The organism is Rummeliibacillus sp. G93 (assembly GCF_023515935.1).
GTDB classification, from domain to species: domain Bacteria; phylum Bacillota; class Bacilli; order Bacillales_A; family Planococcaceae; genus Rummeliibacillus; species Rummeliibacillus stabekisii.
In genome coordinates this window covers 347,223-370,089 of record NZ_CP097314.1, presented here as the reverse complement: position 1 = coordinate 370,089, position 22,867 = coordinate 347,223, and the positions used below count along the sequence as shown (strand labels likewise).

Below are 22,867 nucleotides of genomic sequence, written 5' to 3'. Positions count from 1 at the left end.
ACAAGATGTATACGGGTATTCACCATGAATTTTGAAAGCAATTGTAGCGGAAGACGGCGACCCCCTGCGGGAAAAGTTTGAGCTGAAAACCCTGCATGAGGAGATTGATGCCAAGCTCGCGGAAAGCGCGTCTGGAGCGGAACAATTATTGAAAAACAATTAGATAGTACTTCTAAAATTTAACAATCGTTCTACCTACATGCTGACCATTTTTAATAGCTTCAATTGTTTGTGGTACTTCATCAAGCGAGATTTCATTTATTAAGGTCGTTTGAGAAATATTCCAGTCATTGGCTATTCTCTCCCAAACAGCAGGGCGATCTTCAATTGGTACATTTACTGAGTCAATGCCTAAAAGGCTTATTCCTCTCAGTATAAATGGCAACACAGTTGATGATATTTTTATACCCCCTGCATTTCCACACATACTCATACTACCACCATAAGAAATTTGAGGAATGAGGACAGAAGCAATGTCACCGCCCACAGTGTCCAGGACAAAGTCAAAATTTTGCTTATTCAACGGTTTATTCAGTTCCCCTAATTCATGTGCAAAAACGATCTCTGTTGCTCCTAAAGACTTTGCGACCTCTACCTGATAATCTTTTCGAACTAAAGCTGCGATATTTTTGTAACCTATTTTAGATAAAATCTGTAAAGCTACGCTACCTACTCCACCGGTTGAGCCAGTGACTAGGATTCTAGCATCTTTGTTTACATCCAAGCCTTTCTTTTCTAAAGCCATGATAGAGAGGGAGGCCGTAAATCCAGCTGTTCCAAAAACCATAGCATCTTTTAAGGTTAAGTTGTTTGGCAATGGAACAATCCAATCCCCTGGTATTCTCGCATACTCTGCAAACCCGCCTGTATGGCTCACTCCAGTACCAAAGCCTGTAACCAATACTTTCTGACCTTCTGTATATCGGCTATCTGTTGAACTAACAACAGTTCCACTTAAATCAATACCAGGTATCATCGGATAATTCCGTATCACTCCTGCATTTTTTTGAACGGCTAACATATCCTTATAATTTATGGAAGAGTATGCTACCTTAATTAACACATCTCCCTCAGAAAGAGCTTCCATATGAACATCCTCTAACCCATAAATGACCTGATCTTGTTGTTCCTTTACCACTATTGCCTTGAATGTATCCATAGATATCTTCCTCCTTTTGCTACAAAATACTTTTGATACAAAACTATTTCATTACAAAAGTTACCATGATATTATAGGTAATGTCAATTTGGAGGAGATTTAATGGAATTAAAAGAGTGTATCAATTTTTTACTAAGCGTAAGTCAAAATAAAGTGTTTAAATACTTCAGCAAGCTATTAGAGGAATATGGCGTGACACCAGCTCAATATGGTGTGTTGAATTGTCTGTGGAGAGAAGGACAATTATCCCCTAAGCAAATTGGAGAAATGGTCCACTTAGAAGCCCCTACTGTCTCGGGAATATTAGATAAAATGCAAAAGGCCGGATTAATAGAACGTTCGGTGGATCCAAACAATCGTAGAAATGTCCTAGTAATAGCTACTCAAAAGTCGAATGAAATCAGAGAAGAAGTAGAGGTAGCCACAAATAAGCTAAATGATAAGGTTCTTCAAGATTTAACTCAAAGTGATACGGAAGCGTTAAAAAAAGCATTAGAAGCTATAATAAAGTCTGATTTTTAATGAACTTATCCCGTCTAAGAAAGGACAACACATTAAAGGTGTTGTCCTTTTTTCAGCTCACTAGTAGTCTCTTTGTCGCTAACACAAACTCAACTAGGAAATACCCTGCAAAGCATAATAAAATACACCCAGCAATAATCGATACCCATTTGATCATGGTTTGATTCATCACTTTCCTTGTTACAGCAACAATAGAAAGCAGACCAATATCATGAAGTAAGATTCCGCTTAATATCCCCGCTCCAACAACTAAAAATTTCGTTGGTTGAGTCATATCATAGGAATCGGAAAGTACAGCGCCAAAAACAGAAATCCAAAACATCAGATTTCCTGGTGAAAGAGCTACGAATAAGCCATTACGATAGGAGCTAAAAAATGATACATTCGATTTATCACCAGCAAGTGCAATGTCTTGATTCGAGTTTTTAATAGAATCGTACCCTAAATAGGCTAAGAAAAAAGCACCAATCAGCCACATTGGTATTTGTATATAAGATATAGAAAGGATAGATGCCAATCCCATATACAAGGCAATAATTAATAGGAAATCAACCGTCATTCCACCTAACCCTACAGCCCATCCTTGCATAAATCCTTTTTTCAGACCTTGTTTCGTCATTTCCACCGTCATAGCTCCTACAGGCATTGCAATTGCAAGACCAGCTATTAAATATGTAAAATATAAACTCAAAAAAACACTCCCTTCAGCACTTTCTCCATCCACATATTTCTATTTTTAATATAGCATATATTTTTAAATAATTATTCATTATTTTAAATTTTCATACAAAAGATACTAGTTAGAGTCTTTTTTAGTCTATATACATTAAACAAATATGGAGCAACTTCAAGAAGGGCATCACATAGTGATGTCCTTCATAATTGTCTTATCTAGTTTTGATTACAAGCGCATATCATGAGAGTGTTTGTATGAAACGTTCAAGACGATTCATGCCTTCTTCCAATTCTTGATCTGAATAGGCGTATGTGATGCGGAGGAAGCCTTCTCCATACGGAGTAAAGACAGAACCTGGGATGGTACCGACACCGGCTTCCTTCAGTAAACGTACAGCAAATTCTTCAGAAGTAAGACCGAATTTTTTGATGGATGGGAAGATATAGAATGCACCAGTTGGCAGCAATACATCAATTCCCATTGCCCTTAACCTTTTGTATACATAATCTCTACGTCGTATATAGCTTTCATTCATAATGGCAGGCGTATCCCTGCAATTTGTCAGTGCTTCAATGGCTGCATATTGACTGGGAACAGAGGCACAGATAGCATTGAAGGAATGTACTTTCACTACTTCTTGAATAAGTGGAGCATCGGCAAGCAGGAAACCGATACGGAAACCCGTCATAGCATGGGACTTAGATAGACCATGAATAAGAAAGAGGCGATCTTTTAGTTCGGGATAATAGCCAAATGAACGGTGTTCCCCACTAAATGTATTTTCGCTATAAATTTCATCAGATACAATGTAGATGTCCTCTTCCTTTAGCACTTCTGCCAATGCATCCATTTGATCAGGTGTAATCGTAGCGCCTGTTGGGTTCGATGGGAAATTAAAGATTACCGCTTTCGTCTTAGGGGTAATGAGCTCTTTAAGTTTGGTCGCAGATGGTTGAAAACCGGTGTCTGTTGTATCCAAATAAACCGTTTTTGCACCACAATATGAAATAACTGGCTCATAACCTGCATAAATAGGCGCAGGCAAAATAACCTCATCGCCTTTCTCTAAAATGGTACGGAGCACTGAATCAATTGCCTGGGAAGCCCCATTCGTCACAAGGATTTCAGTATTTGCATCATACTGGCATTGATATTTATCAGCTAAAAATGTAGAGACTGCTTTCCGAAGTTCTACTAAACCAGCATTCACGGAATAAGTAGTTAGATTATTTTCGAGTGCATAGATACCAGCTCTTTTTACAGCCTCTGGTGGCGCAAAATCAGGTTGGCCTATGGTTAAATTAATGGCATTTGGAAAGTTTACTAGAAGGTTGGAAAACTTTCGAATTCCGGGCAAACCGATTCGATGGATTTGTGGATTCAATGATAATGGCATAGCAATTCCCTCTTTCCCTAATTCTCTATCATTCCATTATAGTGTTCAATTCGGAATAGTTGAACAATTATATTTATAAAAGACGGAAAATTCTCCTAAATCCATAAAAAAAGCAGACAAACAAGAAAATGTTTGTCTGCTGCTTATTTAAACAATTGCTCAACAATGCTCTTTGCGATATGTGAGGTTTGGGAAAAATTATATTCTACCATGCGAGAGGTATCATATGATTCGCCTGTATGCCGACTGTTAATCCAATCGATCAGTGCTGACCTGCTTCTTAAAATAGCACCGTCTGAAATGTTATGAAGGTCATTATATAACCCGCGATTTTTTGTATAGGCTTCTAAGTCTGGTACATAATGCGCTAATGGCTTGTGGAATAGCGCAAATTCAAATATAGCCGAAGAGTAATCAGTGATGAAAGCATCTGACACTAGCATCCAATCATTTGTAGAAAACTGCCCGTCAACAATGATGTTGCTCGTTTTTTGAAGCGCCTCGAAATGGCTATGATCAATATACGGATGACCTACAAAGACAATTAGCTTGTCCTTGTCAAGATGTCCGGCTGTCTTGATCAACTCTTCTACAATATCGAGATCAGATTCCTTTGAGCTGCTTCCTGCGCGGTATGTAGGCGCAATCAGTATTTTAACCATCCCTCGCTGTTTTTCAGACAAGGTCTCTAATATCTGATCGCGCGTCTTTTCTACAAATGCTTGATCGCTAAAGTAATCAATGCGCGGCACGCCAACTGGATAAATACGATCTCTCTGCATATGAAATGCTTCTGCATAATACGGAATCATGTTTTCAGAAGATACGAATACATGGGTATAATGCGAATGGATTGGCACAACGTCTAAATAACTGCTGCTTGGACCAAATTTTGTGTTGACCGTACTATAGCCAAATTTCTTAAAAGCGCCTGCTGCATGCCAAAGTTGCACTATATCTGTTTCTTTTCGCGGATTGATTAAATAAACCGGCAAGTAATAATCATCCAACAAGATAATTTTGGCATCTGCAATCATATTGATTTCCTTAAACAACTTTACACTAATCTTGTTGTTCGGCTTGATAATATGAAATTGCAGCTCTGGGTGAGTCTTTTTCATTTCTTCATATACTGCCTTCAAGTTGCCTTCAAGCTCGTCTTGGCGATATAAAGGAATGACAACCTTATTTGACTTTACAGGCTTTCCTATGCATGCCAGACGATAACAGCACCGATAGATCAGCCTATAAAGCGATAATATATTGTACTGAATGGTTCTTCCAATGCCCATTTCTAGATTTTCCAGTTCATGATGGTTTTGCCCCATGAATTAGAAAGGTCTGATTCGAATGCACCGAGCGCATCTTGTACAGATGTCACGTGGAAGACTTGTCCAATTAAAGTAGCTAGATATTCAACGATTTCTGGATGTTCTTTATAAATATCCACTGTGCGTTGGAAGTCGGCCACACCGCTTCGGCTGCTACCGATAAGTGTTAATCCTTTTTCCAATACCATTCGCGTATTGATTTCTACCGGATATTCACTAACGCCAAGCAATGCAATAGAGCCTTCTGGTTTGATGACATCAATGATTTGGTCAATTGCGTATTGGCTTCCCTTGCCGCCAGCACATTCGAAGGCATGATCAATTTCATAGCCTTCTGGGATATCATTAATGTAAATCGCTTCATCGCAGAAAGAGAATTGATTTAATTTGTAATCTGTTTTCCCAAAGATTGTTACTTTACAATCAGGGTATAGCGTTTTTAAGAACAAGGATGTAATAAAACCAAGATTGCCGTCTCCCCAAACGCCGAATGAACTGCGGCGTTTGATGGATTTTTCTTCGAAACGAGTGATAGCATGCACAGCAACAGAAACAAGTTCTGTATAGGCAGCAACATTCATATCAATATCTTGCGGCAATACAATCAAACGGTCGCGGCGGATAAATACATAGTCCTGCATAAATCCATCATAGCCGCTTGATCTGAAGTGGCTTGAAGTCAAATAATTTTCTCTAATATAAGGATCTTCTTCTGTAGGCTTGTTCGGTACCATAACAACCTTTGTGCCTACAGGAAATTCATCTTGCGGGTCATAAGCGATTTCACCAACACCCTCATGGATAAGAGCCATCGGAAGCTTTTTCTTCATTGCTTCTTCGCCGCGCGTGCCTGTGTAATAGCGTTGGTCCGCCGCGCAAATAGAAAGATGTGTAGGGCGTACAACCACTTTTTCTGCTGTTATAGAGCTGTCTTTGTAAGTGACTTCAATTTGTCTTGGTGATACGAGGCGATAAATTTGGTTAATCACTTATCCATACTTCCTTTCAATATTGCGTTGGAAACACTTAAATCGTACGGTGTTGTCACTTTGATATTAAATGTTTCACCGCGCACTAATTTCACTTGAAGTCCCTTGATGGCAAAAATTTTGCACGCATCTGTAAGGATTTCTTTTTCTTCTTCACTAAGCGTACTATATATTTGTTTTAATTTATTGATTTTGAAGGTTTGTGGCGTTTGCCCTTGATACATATGTGATCTGATTGGAATAGATGAGATATATTCGCCGTCTGTTGATTCTACAATCGTATCAATCGCGCTGATAACAGTATCCACAGCATCATTCTTTAAGCCCTCTTCAATATTTTGTTCAATAATGCGGTGCGTCAAGAAAGGTCTTACCGCATCATGTGTAATGATGATATCTTCATCGCTGACCGGAGAAACGCTTTCAATATATGAAATGATGTTCATGATTGTATCGTTACGATCTGTTCCGCCTTCGATTACTTTAATGTTCGGCATTGTTAAGCCGTATTTCACTAATGTATCGGTAGTGTGACGAATCCATTCTTTCGGAGTTGCTACAATAATGGTATCGATTTTTTTATTTAGTATAAACTTTTCAATTGTGTGGATAATGATTGGTTTTTCATTTAAGTGTAAAAATTGTTTTGGCATTGGCACATTGCCCATTCGCGTGCCTTTTCCGCCTGCTAGTATTCCAGCATAAATCATTTGTATAGCACCTCTTCTTTTTTTGAAATTCCGACACTAGCCGGTATGCATAATGCTATGTTGTTACCTTGTCGTATAGGCACTAATTGTAGCATATTTTCATTGTATGTTCTACTAACGCCAGATAGCGCTAATTGCTTATCATCCTTACATGACGTATAGATTAGGATAGGGTTCGCTCTTTTCATCTTAGTTATACAAAATCTTCTGCCTCTCAAAAGATAAAAACAATGCATTGTCTATTGAATCGAACCTTTGTTCTTTGTTATAATGAAACGTAAGTTCGGTGAGTAAGAGATAAAAGATATTTCCGCTCAACGAATTATATATTTTTAAAAATTAATTGGAAAATTTTCTTATAAAAGGTTTAGTATTTGTTTATTTGGATATTTATTAAGGTGTTGGAAATTATTTTTGGAACGATTATGTCTTTAGCAATTGAACCAAAATAGTTATAAACTAACCCAATCTTTATGATAGAACTAATATTCACAAAAAAGTTTTCGACAAATTTCGATATTTCTGTCTTCTGTGGATAAGTTTATGCACAATGTCCACACTCATAGTCAACTGGTTTCCTATTTTTCCACACAGTTTAATCACATCTTATCCACTATTTCTTGTGGATAAAGGGCATATTGTTTTGCTGGAAGCGATTTGTTAAATTAGGTGTACACCCAAGCAACCTACAATAATATTCTTTCGTTTGACCATATAGAACCAGTATTTTCAAAAAAAAGAAGGAGGGAAGTTTATGGATACGTTATCAGACAAATTATTGGTTCAAGCATATAAAGATGCCAAAAGAAACAATTTGAACCCTGAATTCATCCGCATTCTTGAGGAAGAAATTCATCATCGTGTGCTTCGGAAAGTCTTATCCAACTCACAGGGCAGGGATATGTTGTTTGATGAAGAATCCCTGATGGAGATTCAGTAACTCCGTAACCGCTTACCTATACTCCGGTAGCGTTCAGTTACTGACTCCATATACCTGCCGTCTGATGATTTCCTCCATTGTCCTTCACTCAATTTTATTTTTAACTTCTTTTATTCTGTGTTTTACACCAATGCATATACACCACTATTCCATCGACCCTTTCTGTCATTAGTCACAAAAGGTCTTAACTCTTCATATCTATGAGTAAGGCAGTGTGAAGACGGAGGGATTGGGATGAGAGGGTTGTGGAAACGTTTAGGTTTCGACTTTATGGATGCCGTCATATGGGTTTATTGTTGTTTCCTCGCCATACTATTAATCTTGCTATTTATCCTTCTCTTAATTGGATAATGTTCCCCTAATTATAATAGATAATTTTTTTATATAGCAAAAGCACCCAATCTTTAGAGATTAGGTGCTTCTTAATTGTTTAACTTATTGTTCAACCTGTGCGTCCTCCATTGGTGCGATCTCTTTTGCGAGAGTATAGAATAACTCTTCATCTCGCTCTGCTAGTGCTTTGTCAATCAACTGTAAGCGATTAATGTCTTCCAGTTCTTTTATCAGCAAATCCATCTCTGAAGGGGCGCTCAGCTGTTCATCTCTTTTTAATTCAAGATCATCTAATATTAACTCCAAATGTTTATTTACATCCGATGTTAACATCAATTCATGTAAGGGCAATCGAAGAAAACGGCTGCCTTTTTGAAATACAAAGACTTCTGACAAATTCTCGATGCGCAAAGTGGATAAATTAATCACAATTTCCTTACCTTCTATAGGGATGAAATGAAATACTTCTTCGTCCTTTATTATGGAGAAATATTGATAGGCAAAAACCATTTTGAGCCTTGCGCCATCTCGCTTTGTGTAGAATGGTTCCATTCTTTTCACTTCCAACATTCTATTCCCCTCCTTATAAGGAATATTCTGATTATTAACAATATATCATGTAACCTTTAATCATGACACAAAAATCTTTGTCGCCTTTTCTGAATGTTTTTAAATTCATTTGCACAATTATGAAGGCTTTTGGCGAAACGGTTCAAAGGCATTTACGGCAGACCTTAAATAGCGATATAATGAAAGGAAAGTTTTTTTCAGGAGCGATCACTATGAATATGAATATTTCTGAAGTGGCCAACAGATATGAAGGCTTTATACGCAATCAAATGGCCGAAATAGATTTACAACTTCATGCCAGCGATGCTGAGGATGAAGAATTAGTACGGCGTGCAGCCTTTTTGGCGCGCCATAATTATGTGAAAATCAACACGTTTAGCGAAACACAAAATACAATTCAATTTGTGGTGCAAGACGCTATGCCAACACTAGTTCAATTAAACATGAATACTGATCGCATATCATGCAACTGTCCAAGAAAAATATGGTGCCGCCATAAAGTGGCAGCCATTTTTGTTCTGTATCAATATATTGACTCTTTATCAGACTGGCTAGATAACTTCCGCAGAAGTAAGTCTACACAGCTTCATCTCCTAAAAGATGAACGGTCGCCTGAATCTTGGTTAGCTCTAGTAGAAAGAGTGTATAAGGCCAACTTATTTCGTCAAACATCGCTCACTCCATACTTGCTGGAGAGTATTTTTCAAGATATGCAGCGCCAAGTTTTTCGTGAGACGCCTCTCGAACGCGAATGGCAAAGTTTGTTTAAGCTTTTCACACATATGGCACTAGTAATTCATACGTGGAAGCACTTAGAAGATGTCCATAAATCCTATGGTGGCTATATCATTCGCTTTATCGATAACGAAAAGGAAAATATTAGGGAGCATATACGGACGACTTCTTCAAAATCCCGTCTTTTTGCAACAGATCCATTTTACGATACACTTCAGGCGATGGTTCGCCGATTTACTTTGCAGGAAAAGGGCTTTTTTGGACATCGTTTAATGATTTACAAGAACTTCTGGGAATCAATGTTTAACGAAAAAGCGAGACGTGAGAATGAGCTACAAACAATCCGGCAAACTACGCAAGTAGTGGATGATGTTCGTATTGAAAGCATAGAGTCTATGTTTTATATTATGCTGAAAAATTATGAGGAACTAGGTCGTGAGCTTTCGAAGATGAACTCGGAAGACCTGCTGCTATGGCTCGACTTGGCTCAATTTGCCGCACACAATAACGATTATGAAGCACTTTCAATGATTTTGCGTACAATGCTTCCTCACTTAGATACTTTTATAAATAACCATATTTCAATTCGTTACCGCCCAAACTTTGTGGGGGCTTTCCATAGGCTATGTTCTTATATCAATCTTAATGACGAAGAAGCGGAAGTTTTATTTGCAGCAGCAGGCACGTATGGGTTGCAGCCCTATTCGCTCTTTTTAGTTGAACGCGGTCGATTCACTGAATGGTCGGCACTTCATCACCGCTTCCCTTCCTCACTCGGATATCTGGAAAATTGCGGTCTCAAAACAGTCGTAGAGCAAAAACCGGAAGTACTTTTGCCGCTATACCATTCTTTGGCGATGAATGAATTGGGCCAAAAATCCCGTCAGCATTATAAACAGGCAGTACAAGTATGGAAAAAAATGAAGACCGCTGCCAAAAAAAGCGGAAAGAACGAGTTTTGGAATCAATACATCGACCAAACGAAAAAGCAATATAAGCGCCTGCGAGCATTGCAAGAAGAAATCGAGAAAGGAAACCTCAAGCTATGACATTACAATCAAAAGTGCCAGCTTCATTTTTGAAAACCTTGCTAGTGGAAATCAAAACTGAAAATGGCCAGTCCTACACGATCCAATCGCTTGATGAGCACGGCACACCTATGAATGTTGATGAGTGGCTATCTTTCCTTTTTTATCAATACGAGGCATCCTTTTATGGCCTAACAGCAGTCCATACAGACGATACGGTTACAGTGACACCACTGGAATTCATCGAGCTGTTCTCAGCCCAGCAAAGGCATCCTTTTATTTCTATTGAAGGAGCAGATAAGGCTTCAAACGAAAGGATAGAGGCAGCTTCTACTGCGTCAAAATATTGGTATAGCGAGGATCTTTGGGATTATGTATCAGTGCAAGAAGACCAGCTTGCCCTCCAATTGCCAATTAACGAACAAGCTTCACAATTAGTGAATACAGCCTTGGCCCAAAAGCTAGTCGAATTGGGGCTTGCCATTGGAGAAATCCCTTCCCTTTTATCTTATTTCCGAAATGGCGGTTGGCCTATCCATTCCAAAACTGTTGAAGATGAGATCTATGTTGGCATGAGGCTAAGAGAGCCAGCAGAAAACGAAGATGAATGGCACCTTGAAACCGTCATTCGAGGCAAGAAAAGTATGAATTACTGGGCTCCACCAGTGCGAAAACGTACCTTGAAAATTGAAAATGCTCTTCCTGAAAAGTGGAAGAACTATGCAATCGGCATTCATCAGTTGCAACAGCAAATGATCGACCTGTTGAGAGATCAAGCATATATGCAAGACGTTGACTCTGAGAAGTTCCTTTCATCTCGGTTAAAAGATGCGGATGTTCGAGAGTTTTTACGGTCAGATTTCGCGAGGCTTCAAGCATTAGGTTTTGAAATTGTTCTGCCTGCATGGCTGAAAGAGCTGAAGGACTCTCGCTTCAAAGTGCGGGCAACCGCGAATACTGCATCAAACTATAAATCAGCTGCCGGCCTGCAAGAAATCTTAACATTTAACTGGAAGCTATCTTTAAATGGCCAAGAGATTTCAATGGAAGACTTCCAACAGATGGTGAATGATAATCGTGAATTCATCAGAGCTGGTACAGAATGGGTACGCGTAGATGCACAGTGGATGCAAGAGATTCGCAAGCTGATGGATAAAGCCGAATCGGAGAATTGGACAGTGAAAGATCTTTTGTTCCAAGAGTTGCCGGAAGAGCTAACCATCCCGCTTGACGACGAGGAAGAAGAGGAAGCAGATGATCCATTCTTCCAATTCGAAATGCAAAAGTCCCTGCGAGAGTATGTTAAGAAACTTGTGGATAAAAAAGGACTGCCACAAGTTCCCATCTCTCAAAATCTACATGCAGAATTACGTCCTTATCAACAAGAAGGATTTGAATGGCTATCCTTTATGCACGACCAACAATTCGGTGCTTGCTTAGCTGATGATATGGGTCTCGGGAAAACCGTACAGCTTATTTCTTATTTGCTGCATATCTATGATGAAAACAAAGAAGCATCACCGTCTCTGATTATTTGTCCAACCTCTGTGCTTGGCAACTGGCAAAAAGAATTAGCACGATTTGCTCCTACCCTAAAGGTCTATATGCATTATGGTCCAACACGTTTGAAGGACCAAACATTTTACGATCATTTGCAGCGTGAAAAACCGCAAATTGTGTTATCAACCTACGGTACCATCACCCAGGATGTAGAAATGCTTGAAGAAATAGAGTGGTCAAATGTTACGCTAGACGAAGCGCAAAACATTAAAAACATGCACACAAAACAATCGAAGGCGATTCGAAAATTGCGTGGAAAACATCATATAGCATTGACTGGTACACCCGTTGAAAACCGATTATCTGAACTATGGGCGATCTTTGATTTTATATACAAAGGTTATCTGGGCAGCTTTTCACGCTTCCAGGAAGAATATATAGCGCCGATTGAGCGAGATGATTCAGAAGTCCATAAACACCGTTTACGTAAGAAAATCCAGCCGTTCCTGCTGCGACGTACCAAGCAGGATCCTGCCCTTATGCTCAATCTGCCTGACAAAGTGGAACAACGGGAATATTGCCCACTGACAGAGGAGCAGGCCGTGCTTTATGAAAGCTTTATACAAGAAACGGTGCAAAAACTGGAGACACTCTCAGGCTTTGAAAGAAAAGGGCTTATCTTAAAGATGCTTAATAAGTTGAAGCAGCTGTGTAACCATCCTGCCCTTTATTTAAAGGAGCCTTTCGAGAACGCCAAAGAAATGATGGAACGCTCTGAGAAGCTGGATCGTATTATTACGCTGGCTGGCGATATTGCAGGCAATGGGGAGCAGTGCCTAATCTTTACACAATATATTGGAATGGGACAGCTCATACAGCATTGTCTAACAGAACTCTACGATATAGATGCGCCATTTTTAACAGGCAGCATGCCAAAAAATCAGCGTGATTATTTTGTCGAGTCTTTCCAAAAAGGCGAATTCCCCATTTTCATTTTGTCCTTAAAGGCTGGGGGCACAGGCCTGAATTTAACTGCAGCTAACCATGTTCTCCATGCAGACAGGTGGTGGAATCCAGCAGTTGAAAACCAAGCAACAGACCGTGCGTACCGGATTGGCCAAACCCAATTTGTCCATGTTCATAAGTTCATGACGACTGGGACGGTAGAGGAAAAAATTGATACATTATTAACCGAAAAGCAATCGTTGTCGGAAGAATTAATCCAATCCAGCCAATGGATTACGGAACTAAATGACGATGAGATCAAGGATTTATTGTCATTTAACTTTTAGCCAAATTAAAAAAGGTTCTGCTATTTACAGCAGAACCTTTTTATTATGTACAGATAAAGTCATACAATCGATGACTTCATCCGCTGTCTTCCCCATAGACATTTGTTTAATACGCTTTACTTTCATCACATAATTTCCCTGTACCTGTAATAGCCTTTTTTGAATTGTTCTGTGGATGATCATTTGGTTGAATTTTTTATTTAGAACAATTCATCAAACCCATTGGCGCGGTCTTGCCATAGGAGCTATCATTACAACCTTTGCCGCATTATACAATCGGCAACCCTTCTACTTCTTCTGTCGGTAATACAAAGCCCTGTGGTACGTTATTTTGAGTTGTTGCCCTCTGAGTTCCTTTTTGTGTATGTTCTTCGCGGTTCTTCAATGCGATAAAACGAACTTCATCCGCTACCACTTCTGTTAAATATACTCGCTTACCATCGTCACGGTCATAAGACCTTGATTGCAACCGGCCACCAACCCCAATTAATGAGCCTTTTCCGCAATACTTGACAACATTCGCAGCGAGCTTGCCCCATACAACACAAGATACAAAGTCAGCTTCAACCTGACCATTCGCATTTTTGAACTTGCGATTTATGGCAATGGTAAAGCTTGTTGCCATCCTACCTTCCGCTAATCGCCTCAAGTCTGGATCTTTTGTTATCCTCCCCACAAGAGCAACTTGATTCACCCCTTCACCTCCTCCCGCTTAAGTTATACCTATCATACGTAGGTGGCTACGTTTTAGCAAAATAGCGAAAACAAATTTCAACCTATATTTTGATTCGATATTCAATTTTGTTTCTGGAGAAACGGAGCGTTATGCTGTTTTCCTCATGCAGGAAAATACGTAAAAATCTATTTTAGCTTTTTTTCATGTTATAATAATGACATCTACTATCTAGACCAAAAAATAAAGCAAAAATTCTCGGAATCATCAAACATAACTAACATTTGTGTCATATACTATATTTTTTGAAAGATTGGCGGTGATTATTATAAAGACATTCAAAATGCTATCATTAGAGTTGTTAGAAGAAAATCAGTTCACGTCATACCCGCTCATAGACGGGATTATTATCAATCAAGAAAATAGCCATAAATATTGGATTCTAGAGATGTATATGGATGCTCAGTATGCCAACGATTTTGCTAAATATCTTCGGACAGATGACATCCTTGACGTCCGTGCAGTGATTTCTTATCCGGACAATGAACCTGCTTACTTCCGCGTTGTTGTCCATAACATTACGGAAATGCCCGATACTGGCCATGTATCTGTCTTATTGAAAGGTACACTAAATTCCAACAGAAGGCAGTACGCTGAGCAGCTATTGCTTGAACTTGTAGAAGAAGGCTTAACGGGCAATGTATTGCTTGAACGATTCAAGTCTGATTTACATAATCGAAAAAAATTAAAATAAAAACACGAAAAAAAGATGATCTCTTAACAGAAATCATCTTTTTTCTATAGGGTGTTAACCCTTTCTATTTATTGTCATCGTTATCATGATGTACATTATTGCCGTTTGTAGCTTCATCATCTGTTACCATACGGTCATTAGGTGTTGGCTGGTTGCCTGGCAACACATCATTAACGCCACGTTCTACATCTTCAGTGACATCATTGACGCCTTCTTCAACGTCTGTCATGCCATTGTTCACGCCTTGCTCAATGTCAGTTGTTGTACTGCCGTTTTGAGCGCCGTTGTTTACACCGTCATTTGTAACGCCGTCATCTGTATTGCCAGTGTTAACATCACGGTTGACGTCCTCCATCGGTGTTTCCGTACGTGTATCTTCTACTGCTTTTTTGTTATTGCACCCAACCAATAGAATGGCAGTACAAATTAAAACGCCTGCTGATTTTCTCCACATACTAAAATCCTCCTTCCAGCATATAATCTTAAACCACGACACGCTGTGTGCGATTCAAGAATAGTATGAACGGAAAGAGGAAAACTATCCTTACAACTAAAAAAACTTTTTAAAAGCAGGACTTTATTCTTTTGGAGTTGCAGGTCCAATTGCAAATAGGATATCCGCTTCGCTAGCAAGCTCTCCATCCACAGTTGCTTTTGCATGGCCTTTTCCCATTGTGCCGCGAATTCTTGTGAATTCTACTTCAATATGAAGCTGGTCACCAGGGACTACTTGACGTTTAAAACGTGCGTTGTCTATACCTGTTAGGAAGGCTAGACGACCTTTAAAGTCATCTGAACTCAATAAGGCAACGCCGCCTACTTGTGCCATTGCTTCAATAATAAGTACGCCAGGCATTACAGGATAGCCTGGGAAATGCCCATTAAAGAAAGGCTCATTAATTGATACATTTTTAATGCCGACAGCACGTTTGCCTTCTTCTACTTCTGTAATCCGGTCCACTAAAAGAAATGGATAGCGGTGCGGCAATATTTGTTGGATTTGTTCTGCAGTTAGCAATGCTCTTCCTCCTCTATAAATCAACTGCCTATTTGCCGTTCATAAGATCAAAAACATGTTCCCAAGTCTCTGGTTTAAAAACGCCAAATGGGTTGCCATCACCGATAACGCCATAGCCAATCATAGCTCCGGCGATGACTGCAATAGCTAGTAAAACAACAACAATTAGGATTCTGATGCCGATGGATAAAATACCTCTAGTGACCCAGTTTCCGTCTCTTTCTCCAACAACTGCTTGCTTTTGCTGTTTCGCTTCTTTGCGAGTTTTAGCGGCACGAGTTGGATTTTCAGTTTTTTGTTCTGTTGTATTATTTGCCATTACAAAATTCTCCTCTACTTATCGAATCCCATTTACTAGCCCCATCATTTGATCAGCCATTGTAATGGTACGTGCGTTAAATTGGTATGAACGCTGAGTATTAATGAGATCGGACATCTCTTTCGAAATATCTACATTAGATGCTTCAAGACCACCATTTTGCATGGCGATTTGGTTTCGGTTTCCGCCTTGCAAATTTTGGAGCACTGAAGCTTCTTGAACACCAAATTCACCGAAGTTCTCAGGCAAACCGATATAAGTGCCTGAAATATGTTCCATTAGCTCCGGCTTTTGAATTTGAGTTACACCTAACTCTATTTTAACACTTCTATTATTATACTGAACATTTAAATTCCCGTCTGCTGTTACGCTGAATTCTTTTGCGCCGTCCGGCAATTGAATTGCATTTCCTCTAGAATCAGCAATTGGATACCCATCGTTATTGACAAGCATCACATTCCCATTATCTGTTGGTGAGAGATAAAAATCTCCTTGTCTAGTGTAGACAGTTTTAGTAGCGTTGCCATCTGGCATCAAGACATTAAAATATTGTCTTTCTTTCGACAAAGAAAAATCAAGTGCTCGACCAGTTTGTTGAAATGTGCCGAGTTTTGAATTAATTTGCGCTTGTGCAAGACCTGCTCCGACCCCTATGCGGATACCGGGCTGTGATTGCCGTGGTGCTTTATCTTTATCATCATTATCGAACTGTTGGTATAGCAGTTCGCCAAATTTTGTTTCCTTCGCTTTAAAGCCATGCGTGTTGCTGTTAGATATGTTGTTACTGATTGTATCCAGCTGTTGCTGTAATTGCCCCATTGTATTGGCAGCAGACACCATTGTTCTGATCACTTAATATCCCTCCAAAGCCAATGCTTATACCTTGCCGATTTCATTGACTGCTTTATCCATGCTTCGGTCATATGCTTGAAGTATCTTTTGGTTTGCTTCAAATGCTCTATAGGCTGTCATCATATCCGTCATCGTGCGTGCTGAATCAACATTGGAGCGTTCAATATAGCCTTGTTTCGTTGAAAATTGTACACCGTTCACTGTATAAGCTGAAGGAAGATTATCACCATTATTTGTATAATAAAGCCCTGCATCACGTTTTGCTAGTGTATCCGGTTCATCAGAATAGGCAATTCCGAGTTTAGCCACTCTTCGTCCTTGCTCATAAACATCCCCATTCTCTCGAATTTGAAAGTCATCGCTTTGTAAATTAATCTTTTGGCCTTGATCTGAAAGGACAAATAAACCTTGTGAGTTTACTAGATTGCCAGCAGCATCAAGAGTAAAGCTGCCATTACGTGTATATGCCTCATTACCCGCTTCATTTTGTAAACGGTAAAATATCGCTCCCTTTGTGCCCGTTTCTTCGTTTACAGGGAGATTGCCGTCTACTAATGCTACATCCGTTGGCATATCTGTCGCAGTGATTTGGCCCTGCGTATAGTCTGGCAGCGTTTCTTGCATGTATGTGCCTGTACCGAGCGCGCCAATTTGTTTAACGGAACTGCCTTCATAGCCATTCTGGCGATTTGCAGGACCGCTTTTTGTAATGGTTGACATCAGCATATCCGGAAACGCGCGGATAGTTGATTGATCTGCTTTAAACCCAGGAGTATTAGCATTGGCAATATTATTCGATAATAGTTCAGTGCGCCGCTGCTCTGCAATCATGCCGGTAGCGACCGTGTAAAATCCACGAAACATTTCATTCATCCTTCCAGCTGGAATGTATATAGTAATCGTTCTTCAATGAGTATCGTAGTTGAATATTTTTATTTTAAATTAAATTTTACTTAGTATATTTTTATTGATTCTATCATTTTTTTATTTCGGCTAATTATTTCATACGTTTAGGTGTTCGGTCAATATTTTCTAATATTATTCCTGTACCTATCGCTACACAGTTCATAGGGTTTTCAGCAATGAAGACAGGTACTTTAATTTCTTCGGCCAATAAACGGTCTAAGCCGTGAAGTAGCGCTCCTCCGCCCGTTACCATTACCCCACGGTCTATAATGTCTGCTGAGAGCTCTGGAGGCGTTTTTTCGAGTACATTTTTGGCTGATTGTATAATAAGCGATACGGACTCTTGTAAAGCTTGTTCAATTTCATGCGAATGGACTTCTAAAGTTCTTGGCAGACCTGTTACCAAATCTCGGCCACGAATCTCCATGGATTCATTGCGTCCTTCCGGATAGACTGTACCGATTGTGATTTTAATATTCTCCGCTGTTCTTTCACCAATCAGGAGTTTGTATTTTTTCTTGATATATTGGAAGATATCATGGTCAAACAAATCCCCGGCCACTTTGATAGATTCTGATGTTACGATGTCGCCCATAGATAAGACTGCTACATCCGTAGTGCCTCCGCCTATATCAATAACCATATTGCCGCTTGGCTGAAAAATATCCATTCCCGCACCAATTGCTGAAACTTTTGGTTCTTCTTCTAAAAACACGTTGCGTCCACCAGATTTCTCTGCTGCTTCCCGAATCGCTTTTTGTTCAACACTTGTAATATTTGTAGGACAGCAAATAAGAATACGAGGTTTAGACATAAATCCTTTGATATTCAGTTTATTGATAAAGTAGCGAAGCATAGACTCTGTCATATCAAAATCAGCAATGACACCATCTCTTAAAGGACGTATCGCCACAATGTTTCCAGGCGTACGGCCGACCATCTTGCGTGCTTCTTCGCCAACAGCCAATACTTCGTTTGTTTTTTGATCTAGTGCTACAACGGATGGTTCGTTCAAAACGATACCTTTCCCTTTTAAGTGAATTAGCACATTGGCCGTACCTAAATCGATTCCTATATCTCTCGAAAACATAATTTCACCTTTCCTAACTGTTCTTTCGCACGTTTATATATATATATGTATCTAGAATATTTTAGCATAGCCTATACGCAATTACATCTATTATTTCTCCATATTATGGGCTTTTTGGCGGGTTTTCCACCTGCTCAAAATAAAAAAAACACCCCCGCTAATCTTGTTGCGAAGGTGTCTTATTATCGGCATGGTGCGTCAACCATTTTTGCCGAGTTGCCTCTCCACCGCGTATATGACGGATGGATTTGTGGTAAGCTAAGATCTCGCTTACTTCTTTCGCTAATTCTTCATTCACCAACATCAATCTTTCTGTAAGATCCTTATGAATGGTACTTTTGGAGTAACCAGTCTTTTGTGCTAAGGCTCTTACGGTTTGCTTAGTTTCCTTCAGCATAAAACCGAGTTTTAAACAGCGGTTGCGAATATGTTCGTGCACATTCTCTTCCTTTCCACAATGTACGAACGTTTCTTTACCATATGTTTAAAATCGTATGCTTAGAACTTGGGTGAATTGAATTTTCTAAAAAGCAAGTAAACTTGTTGGGTTGATGTGCTTGCCTTCTTGCATTACTTCAAAGTATAAATGATTTCCTGCAGCTGGGTTGTATTGGTTATCAGTTGTTTTACCGATAACTTGTCCTTGATCCACTTTATCGCCTTTTTTAACAGCGATATCTGAGACAGAGCTATAAACAGTTGTCATGCCATTCGAATGTGAAATCGTGATTTCATTTCCGATAAATGGATCACTCTTCACTTCTTCTACTTTACCGCTTAATGCTGCTAATACATCAAAGCTTTCACCGTTGACAGCAATAGAGATACCATCGCTTGTCGTAAATGTTTGGTTAAAGACAAGCAATGCGCCTGCTCTTGATTCTTCATTTGCTTCTACATCGTAATAGTCCTGTACAACTTTAGCGTCTTTTAAAAGTGCATCTTTAAATGGATACTGCAAAGATTCCGTTTGTGCATTTGTTTCGACAGTCGGTGACTTTGCACCATTTGTTGCTGTTAACTTGCTGCCTGTCAATGGTTTTGAAGAATTGGTTAATGCTGAGTAGCCCCAAACACCGGCAACAAGCAATACTGCAAAGCTTGCATAAATAACTGGCCAGAACCAGCGTTGTTTTGTTACATTTTTCTTTTGTGGAGTAGGTTTTTTATTTTCCTCTCTCATGTTCATCACCTCATTTGCTATTCTTGTCAATAGCTTGAGAGTTTAAACATAGAGAAGAAGATTTTTTTAATTTTTCTATTTTTACGTGTTGATAGAAATGATGCAATATTTCGCTCGAGCTCGCCCCCTTTTCTGCAAGAGCTTTTGCTCCGTATTGACTCATACCTACACCATGTCCATATCCTATTGTTTGGACTTTGACCTTTTTCGTGTCAGTATCCCAAGCAACGGTGAAATCAGATGAAGCAAGCTGCAATTTTTCTCTCACTTCTCTGCCTGTCCACTTTTTTGTACCCGAAGCTATATACTTCACTCTGCCCGAAGAATTCCGTGCAATCTTTATATTGTAGATTTGAGATTTCGTCCACTGTTGATTGAACGCGTTATTCCATTGCATCAGCGTGAATGTATAGTTGGTGTGAAAACGCGGTGATTCTTTTTCGCTTGTTGGCACAGTTACGGACTGCAGATAGGGAACCACTTGTCCACTGTAGCTTTTGGCGCTCTCCGTTTGGCCATTACTAGTCGAGAAAAACATAGCTGTAATAAGATCCTTTTTATAAGTAAGTACTTGTCCCTTTGTTGCTTGTACAGCTTTGCGGATCTTTTTTTCGTTCTTTTGGTAATTGGCACCCCAATCTTTTTTGCGCTGTGCAGGACTTGCATAAGCCTGGGCAGAGACAGTTGGTTCAATCTTACTTTTGCCGAAGCTTGTTCGCTTTAAAGCAAATGTCCTTGACGCAATGGCCTGAGCCTTTAAAGCTTCCAAATCAAAAGAAGCGGGCATTTCTGCCGCCACAACTCCTACTATATATTCTTCTAGCGGGTACGTTTCCTTTTGGCCCACTATTTGAATAGTAATCGGGCAGCTTCCATCTTTTTCTTTCACAGTATCTTGTCCACTTTTTAAAGGCCGTGCGACGTGTGTTTGTACTGGTACTTTCTCCTTGGCTTTTTGTTTAATCACAATAGTTGGCAGCAAAAACAATGCGACGATTGAAATGAGAATATATAGGTGTATTTTTTTCATAGTGAATTATATGTATGGTTTTTATTGATTATGCATAAAGAGGTGGGGCATCAGTTTGACTGTTGAAGTTGGGGTTAGGACAGGTAGAGGTGGGTTGAGTATGGCTTGGGAATGATTTTAGGGACACTCAGGCTTCTTTTTGGGACACTCAGGCTGCTATTCAGGTCACTCAGTTGATTTTTCGACCCACTCGAAGCTCTTTTGCGGACACTCGGGTCTATTTGGGTCACTCAGTCCTCTTTTTGGGTCACTCAGATCGCTATTCGGGTCACTCGACCGCTTATTCGGCCCACTCGAGGCGCTTTTACGGTCACTCGGCTCCATTCGGGTCATTCAGGCTCCTTTTTAGGACACTCAGGTCTCTATTCCGGTCACTCAACCGCTTATTCGATCCACTCGAAGATCTTTTACTGACACTGGGGTCACAGGCTCTGATTAAGGGCTTATACATTTCCCAAAATAAAAAAACTCAGTGCATACATGCAATGAGTTTTTTTCATTTTTTATGAATTAACTTGCAATTCTTTGGCAAAGACTTCTTCTGTAGAGATACGTTCAATATCAGCACCTAGAGCCGCTAATTTTGTATGGAAATTAACATATCCTCTGTCCAGATGTTTCAGTTCTGACACGCGTGTAATGCCTTCAGCAACTAAGCCAGCTAGAATCAATGCTGCAGCTGCGCGCAAATCTGTCGCTGCTACTTCTGCACCTTGCAATTTGCATGGTCCATCAATCATAACAGAGCGGCCATCGATTTTAGCATTCGCGTTCATACGACGGAATTCTTCTACATGCATAAAACGATTTTCAAAAACAGTTTCTGTTATAACACTTGCACCTTCTGCAACAAGCATTAATGACATAAGCTGTGATTGCATATCAGTAGGGAATCCTGGATGTGGCATTGTTTTCACATCAACTGCTTTTAATGGATGTGTTGCACGGACGCGCAAGCCTTCTCCTTCTTCCTCAATTTCGACGCCCATTTCCACCATTTTAGAAATTAAGGCTGTCATATGCTCTGGTACTGCATTTTCAATGTGTACATCTCCGCCAGTAATTGCAGCTGCAACCATGAATGTGCCTGCTTCAATTCTGTCAGGAATAATAGAATGTATTGTACCATATAATGTTTCAACACCTTCGATACGGATTGTATCCGTACCAGCGCCGACTACTTTACCGCCCATTTCATTGATAAAATTCGCTAAATCGACAATTTCCGGCTCTTTTGCAGCATTTTCGATAATTGTCGTACCATCAGCTAGCGCAGCAGCTGTCAAGATGTTCTCTGTCGCTCCAACACTTGGGAAATCCAAGTAAATTTTAGCGCCTTTTAATCGGCCTTCTGTGTGTGCTTCTACATAGCCATGGCCAGTAGAAATTTTAGCTCCCATTAGTTCAAAGCCTTTTAAATGCTGATCAATTGGGCGAGAGCCGATTGCACAGCCACCAGGCATTGCTACACGCGCATAGCCATTGCGGGCAAGAAGCGGACCCATCACCAAAATAGACGCACGCATTTTGCGTACAAACTCAAATTGAGCTTCAGATGATAATTGTGCCGAAGCATCAATTTCAACAATATTTTCCTCACTTGAGAAAGATAATTGAACATTTAAGCTTTTTAGTACTTCATCTATTGTATAAACATCGGCCAAGTTCGGCACGTTTTTAATTATATTTTTTCCTTCAGATGCTAATAACGATGCTGCTAGAACTGGTAGAACAGCGTTTTTTGCTCCTTCTACTTTTACTTTCCCGCTTAACACCTTACCGCCTTTTACAACAATTTTCTCCACAATATGTCCCTCCGAACTTATTCTAAATATCCATATTTATGTTTCAGTCCATCAAA

At 39.7% G+C, this 22,867-nt stretch carries 24 protein-coding genes; 6 read left to right on the top strand and 18 right to left on the bottom strand.

Features of this window, described 5'->3' with window-relative positions; all coding sequences use genetic code 11:
• Positions 1-31: 31 nt before the first annotated feature.
• Positions 32-163, top strand: a complete 132-nt coding sequence (locus tag M2M59_RS16460; RefSeq protein ID WP_256467903.1) for a hypothetical protein — start codon at positions 32-34, stop codon at positions 161-163.
• A gap of 9 nt (positions 164-172) precedes the next feature.
• Here the strand turns inward: M2M59_RS16460 and M2M59_RS01905 are convergent, their stop codons facing one another.
• A complete protein-coding gene (locus tag M2M59_RS01905) occupies positions 173-1,159 on the bottom strand; it encodes a YhdH/YhfP family quinone oxidoreductase (protein ID WP_249775287.1) in 987 nt (328 codons plus the stop codon).
• A 102-nt stretch (positions 1,160-1,261) separates the two neighbouring features.
• On the opposite strand from M2M59_RS01905, the gene M2M59_RS01900 reads away from it, so the two are divergent.
• On the top strand, positions 1,262-1,681 hold the full coding sequence (locus M2M59_RS01900; protein WP_249775286.1) for a MarR family winged helix-turn-helix transcriptional regulator: 420 nt from the start codon (positions 1,262-1,264) through the stop codon (positions 1,679-1,681).
• Positions 1,682-1,733: 52 nt separating this feature from the next.
• On the opposite strand, the gene M2M59_RS01895 is transcribed toward M2M59_RS01900, so the two are convergent.
• From M2M59_RS01895 to M2M59_RS01875, 5 genes are all read right to left on the bottom strand, one after another.
• Positions 1,734-2,372, bottom strand: coding sequence for a LysE family translocator (locus M2M59_RS01895; RefSeq protein WP_249775285.1), 639 nt, complete (start codon positions 2,370-2,372; stop codon positions 1,734-1,736).
• Between the two features lie 223 nt (positions 2,373-2,595).
• Positions 2,596-3,753, bottom strand: a complete 1,158-nt coding sequence (locus M2M59_RS01890; RefSeq protein ID WP_249775284.1) for an aminotransferase class I/II-fold pyridoxal phosphate-dependent enzyme — start codon at positions 3,751-3,753, stop codon at positions 2,596-2,598.
• Between the two features lie 143 nt (positions 3,754-3,896).
• Complete coding sequence (locus M2M59_RS01885) at positions 3,897-5,045, bottom strand: CDP-glycerol glycerophosphotransferase family protein (protein ID WP_249775283.1); 1,149 nt, start codon at positions 5,043-5,045, stop codon at positions 3,897-3,899.
• 2 nt (positions 5,046-5,047) lie between these two features.
• Positions 5,048-6,073: a ribitol-5-phosphate dehydrogenase gene (locus M2M59_RS01880; protein WP_249775282.1), complete on the bottom strand. Its 1,026-nt coding sequence runs from the start codon at positions 6,071-6,073 to the stop codon at positions 5,048-5,050.
• Positions 6,070-6,783: an IspD/TarI family cytidylyltransferase gene (locus M2M59_RS01875; protein ID WP_249775281.1), complete on the bottom strand. Its 714-nt coding sequence runs from the start codon at positions 6,781-6,783 to the stop codon at positions 6,070-6,072. The genes M2M59_RS01880 and M2M59_RS01875 overlap by 4 nt, the downstream gene beginning before the upstream one ends.
• 754 nt (positions 6,784-7,537) lie before the next feature.
• Here M2M59_RS01875 and M2M59_RS16505 point away from each other — a divergent pair.
• Positions 7,538-7,723: a sporulation histidine kinase inhibitor Sda gene (locus M2M59_RS16505; protein ID WP_066791768.1), complete on the top strand. Its 186-nt coding sequence runs from the start codon at positions 7,538-7,540 to the stop codon at positions 7,721-7,723.
• A 435-nt stretch (positions 7,724-8,158) separates the two neighbouring features.
• Here the strand turns inward: M2M59_RS16505 and M2M59_RS01865 are convergent, their stop codons facing one another.
• Complete coding sequence (locus tag M2M59_RS01865) at positions 8,159-8,626, bottom strand: IDEAL domain-containing protein (RefSeq protein ID WP_066791767.1); 468 nt, start codon at positions 8,624-8,626, stop codon at positions 8,159-8,161.
• Positions 8,627-8,838: 212 nt separating this feature from the next.
• Between M2M59_RS01865 and M2M59_RS01860 the strand changes: the two genes are divergently transcribed.
• The gene (locus M2M59_RS01860) at positions 8,839-10,410 is read left to right on the top strand and encodes an SWIM zinc finger family protein (RefSeq protein WP_249775280.1); all 1,572 of its coding nucleotides are present in this window, start codon (positions 8,839-8,841) and stop codon (positions 10,408-10,410) included.
• The gene (locus tag M2M59_RS01855) at positions 10,407-13,181 is read left to right on the top strand and encodes a DEAD/DEAH box helicase (protein WP_249775279.1); all 2,775 of its coding nucleotides are present in this window, start codon (positions 10,407-10,409) and stop codon (positions 13,179-13,181) included. Before M2M59_RS01860 ends, M2M59_RS01855 begins: the two co-directional genes overlap by 4 nt.
• Before the next feature lie 268 nt (positions 13,182-13,449).
• Here M2M59_RS01855 and M2M59_RS01850 read toward each other — a convergent pair whose 3' ends face one another.
• Entirely contained in the window at positions 13,450-13,875 is a 426-nt protein-coding gene (locus M2M59_RS01850) for a single-stranded DNA-binding protein (protein WP_147195385.1), read from the bottom strand.
• Between the two features lie 298 nt (positions 13,876-14,173).
• Between M2M59_RS01850 and M2M59_RS01845 the strand changes: the two genes are divergently transcribed.
• Complete coding sequence (locus M2M59_RS01845) at positions 14,174-14,608, top strand: YwpF family protein (protein WP_371923798.1); 435 nt, start codon at positions 14,174-14,176, stop codon at positions 14,606-14,608.
• A gap of 64 nt (positions 14,609-14,672) precedes the next feature.
• Here the strand turns inward: M2M59_RS01845 and M2M59_RS01840 are convergent, their stop codons facing one another.
• The 10 genes from M2M59_RS01840 to murA all read right to left on the bottom strand — a co-directional run bounded on the left by M2M59_RS01840 (position 14,673) and on the right by murA (position 22,811).
• The gene (locus tag M2M59_RS01840) at positions 14,673-15,062 is read right to left on the bottom strand and encodes a hypothetical protein (RefSeq protein ID WP_147195387.1); all 390 of its coding nucleotides are present in this window, start codon (positions 15,060-15,062) and stop codon (positions 14,673-14,675) included.
• Between the two features lie 123 nt (positions 15,063-15,185).
• A complete protein-coding gene (fabZ, locus tag M2M59_RS01835; protein ID WP_249775278.1) occupies positions 15,186-15,626 on the bottom strand; it encodes a 3-hydroxyacyl-ACP dehydratase FabZ in 441 nt (146 codons plus the stop codon).
• Between the two features lie 28 nt (positions 15,627-15,654).
• A complete protein-coding gene (locus M2M59_RS01830) occupies positions 15,655-15,945 on the bottom strand; it encodes a DNA-directed RNA polymerase subunit beta (RefSeq protein ID WP_249775277.1) in 291 nt (96 codons plus the stop codon).
• A gap of 18 nt (positions 15,946-15,963) precedes the next feature.
• On the bottom strand, positions 15,964-16,797 hold the full coding sequence (locus M2M59_RS01825; protein ID WP_066791760.1) for a flagellar hook-basal body protein: 834 nt from the start codon (positions 16,795-16,797) through the stop codon (positions 15,964-15,966).
• Between the two features lie 24 nt (positions 16,798-16,821).
• Complete coding sequence (locus M2M59_RS01820; RefSeq protein WP_147195391.1) at positions 16,822-17,661, bottom strand: flagellar hook-basal body protein; 840 nt, start codon at positions 17,659-17,661, stop codon at positions 16,822-16,824.
• 133 nt (positions 17,662-17,794) lie between these two features.
• The gene (locus M2M59_RS01815) at positions 17,795-18,793 is read right to left on the bottom strand and encodes a rod shape-determining protein (RefSeq protein ID WP_249775276.1); all 999 of its coding nucleotides are present in this window, start codon (positions 18,791-18,793) and stop codon (positions 17,795-17,797) included.
• A gap of 157 nt (positions 18,794-18,950) precedes the next feature.
• Positions 18,951-19,232, bottom strand: a complete 282-nt coding sequence (locus tag M2M59_RS01810; RefSeq protein ID WP_066791757.1) for a sporulation transcriptional regulator SpoIIID — start codon at positions 19,230-19,232, stop codon at positions 18,951-18,953.
• Positions 19,233-19,316: 84 nt separating this feature from the next.
• Positions 19,317-19,976 (bottom strand): M23 family metallopeptidase, encoded by a 660-nt coding sequence (locus M2M59_RS01805; RefSeq protein ID WP_147195395.1) that lies wholly within the window; start codon positions 19,974-19,976, stop codon positions 19,317-19,319.
• Positions 19,977-19,986: 10 nt separating this feature from the next.
• Positions 19,987-21,006, bottom strand: coding sequence for a stage II sporulation protein D (gene spoIID / locus M2M59_RS01800; protein ID WP_249775275.1), 1,020 nt, complete (start codon positions 21,004-21,006; stop codon positions 19,987-19,989).
• Between the two features lie 503 nt (positions 21,007-21,509).
• Positions 21,510-22,811, bottom strand: coding sequence for a UDP-N-acetylglucosamine 1-carboxyvinyltransferase (gene murA, locus M2M59_RS01795; RefSeq protein ID WP_147195397.1), 1,302 nt, complete (start codon positions 22,809-22,811; stop codon positions 21,510-21,512).
• Positions 22,812-22,867 lie beyond the last annotated feature (56 nt).

Coding starts and splice junctions, on each gene's coding strand:
- M2M59_RS01860 (WP_249775280.1), top strand. CDS start 8,839: ATGAATATGAATATTTCTGAAGTGGCCAACAGATATGAAGGCTTTATA.
- M2M59_RS01815 (WP_249775276.1), bottom strand. CDS start 18,793: ATGTTTTCGAGAGATATAGGAATCGATTTAGGTACGGCCAATGTGCTA.
- M2M59_RS01865 (WP_066791767.1), bottom strand. CDS start 8,626: ATGTTGGAAGTGAAAAGAATGGAACCATTCTACACAAAGCGAGATGGC.
- M2M59_RS01905 (WP_249775287.1), bottom strand. CDS start 1,159: ATGGATACATTCAAGGCAATAGTGGTAAAGGAACAACAAGATCAGGTC.
- M2M59_RS01855 (WP_249775279.1), top strand. CDS start 10,407: ATGACATTACAATCAAAAGTGCCAGCTTCATTTTTGAAAACCTTGCTA.
- spoIID (WP_249775275.1), bottom strand. CDS start 21,006: ATGAAAAAAATACACCTATATATTCTCATTTCAATCGTCGCATTGTTT.
- M2M59_RS01805 (WP_147195395.1), bottom strand. CDS start 19,976: ATGAGAGAGGAAAATAAAAAACCTACTCCACAAAAGAAAAATGTAACA.
- M2M59_RS01820 (WP_147195391.1), bottom strand. CDS start 17,661: ATGTTTCGTGGATTTTACACGGTCGCTACCGGCATGATTGCAGAGCAG.
- M2M59_RS01900 (WP_249775286.1), top strand. CDS start 1,262: ATGGAATTAAAAGAGTGTATCAATTTTTTACTAAGCGTAAGTCAAAAT.
- M2M59_RS01840 (WP_147195387.1), bottom strand. CDS start 15,062: ATGTGGAGAAAATCAGCAGGCGTTTTAATTTGTACTGCCATTCTATTG.
- M2M59_RS16505 (WP_066791768.1), top strand. CDS start 7,538: ATGGATACGTTATCAGACAAATTATTGGTTCAAGCATATAAAGATGCC.
- M2M59_RS01885 (WP_249775283.1), bottom strand. CDS start 5,045: ATGGGCATTGGAAGAACCATTCAGTACAATATATTATCGCTTTATAGG.
- M2M59_RS01890 (WP_249775284.1), bottom strand. CDS start 3,753: ATGCCATTATCATTGAATCCACAAATCCATCGAATCGGTTTGCCCGGA.
- M2M59_RS01875 (WP_249775281.1), bottom strand. CDS start 6,783: ATGATTTATGCTGGAATACTAGCAGGCGGAAAAGGCACGCGAATGGGC.
- M2M59_RS01830 (WP_249775277.1), bottom strand. CDS start 15,945: ATGGCAAATAATACAACAGAACAAAAAACTGAAAATCCAACTCGTGCC.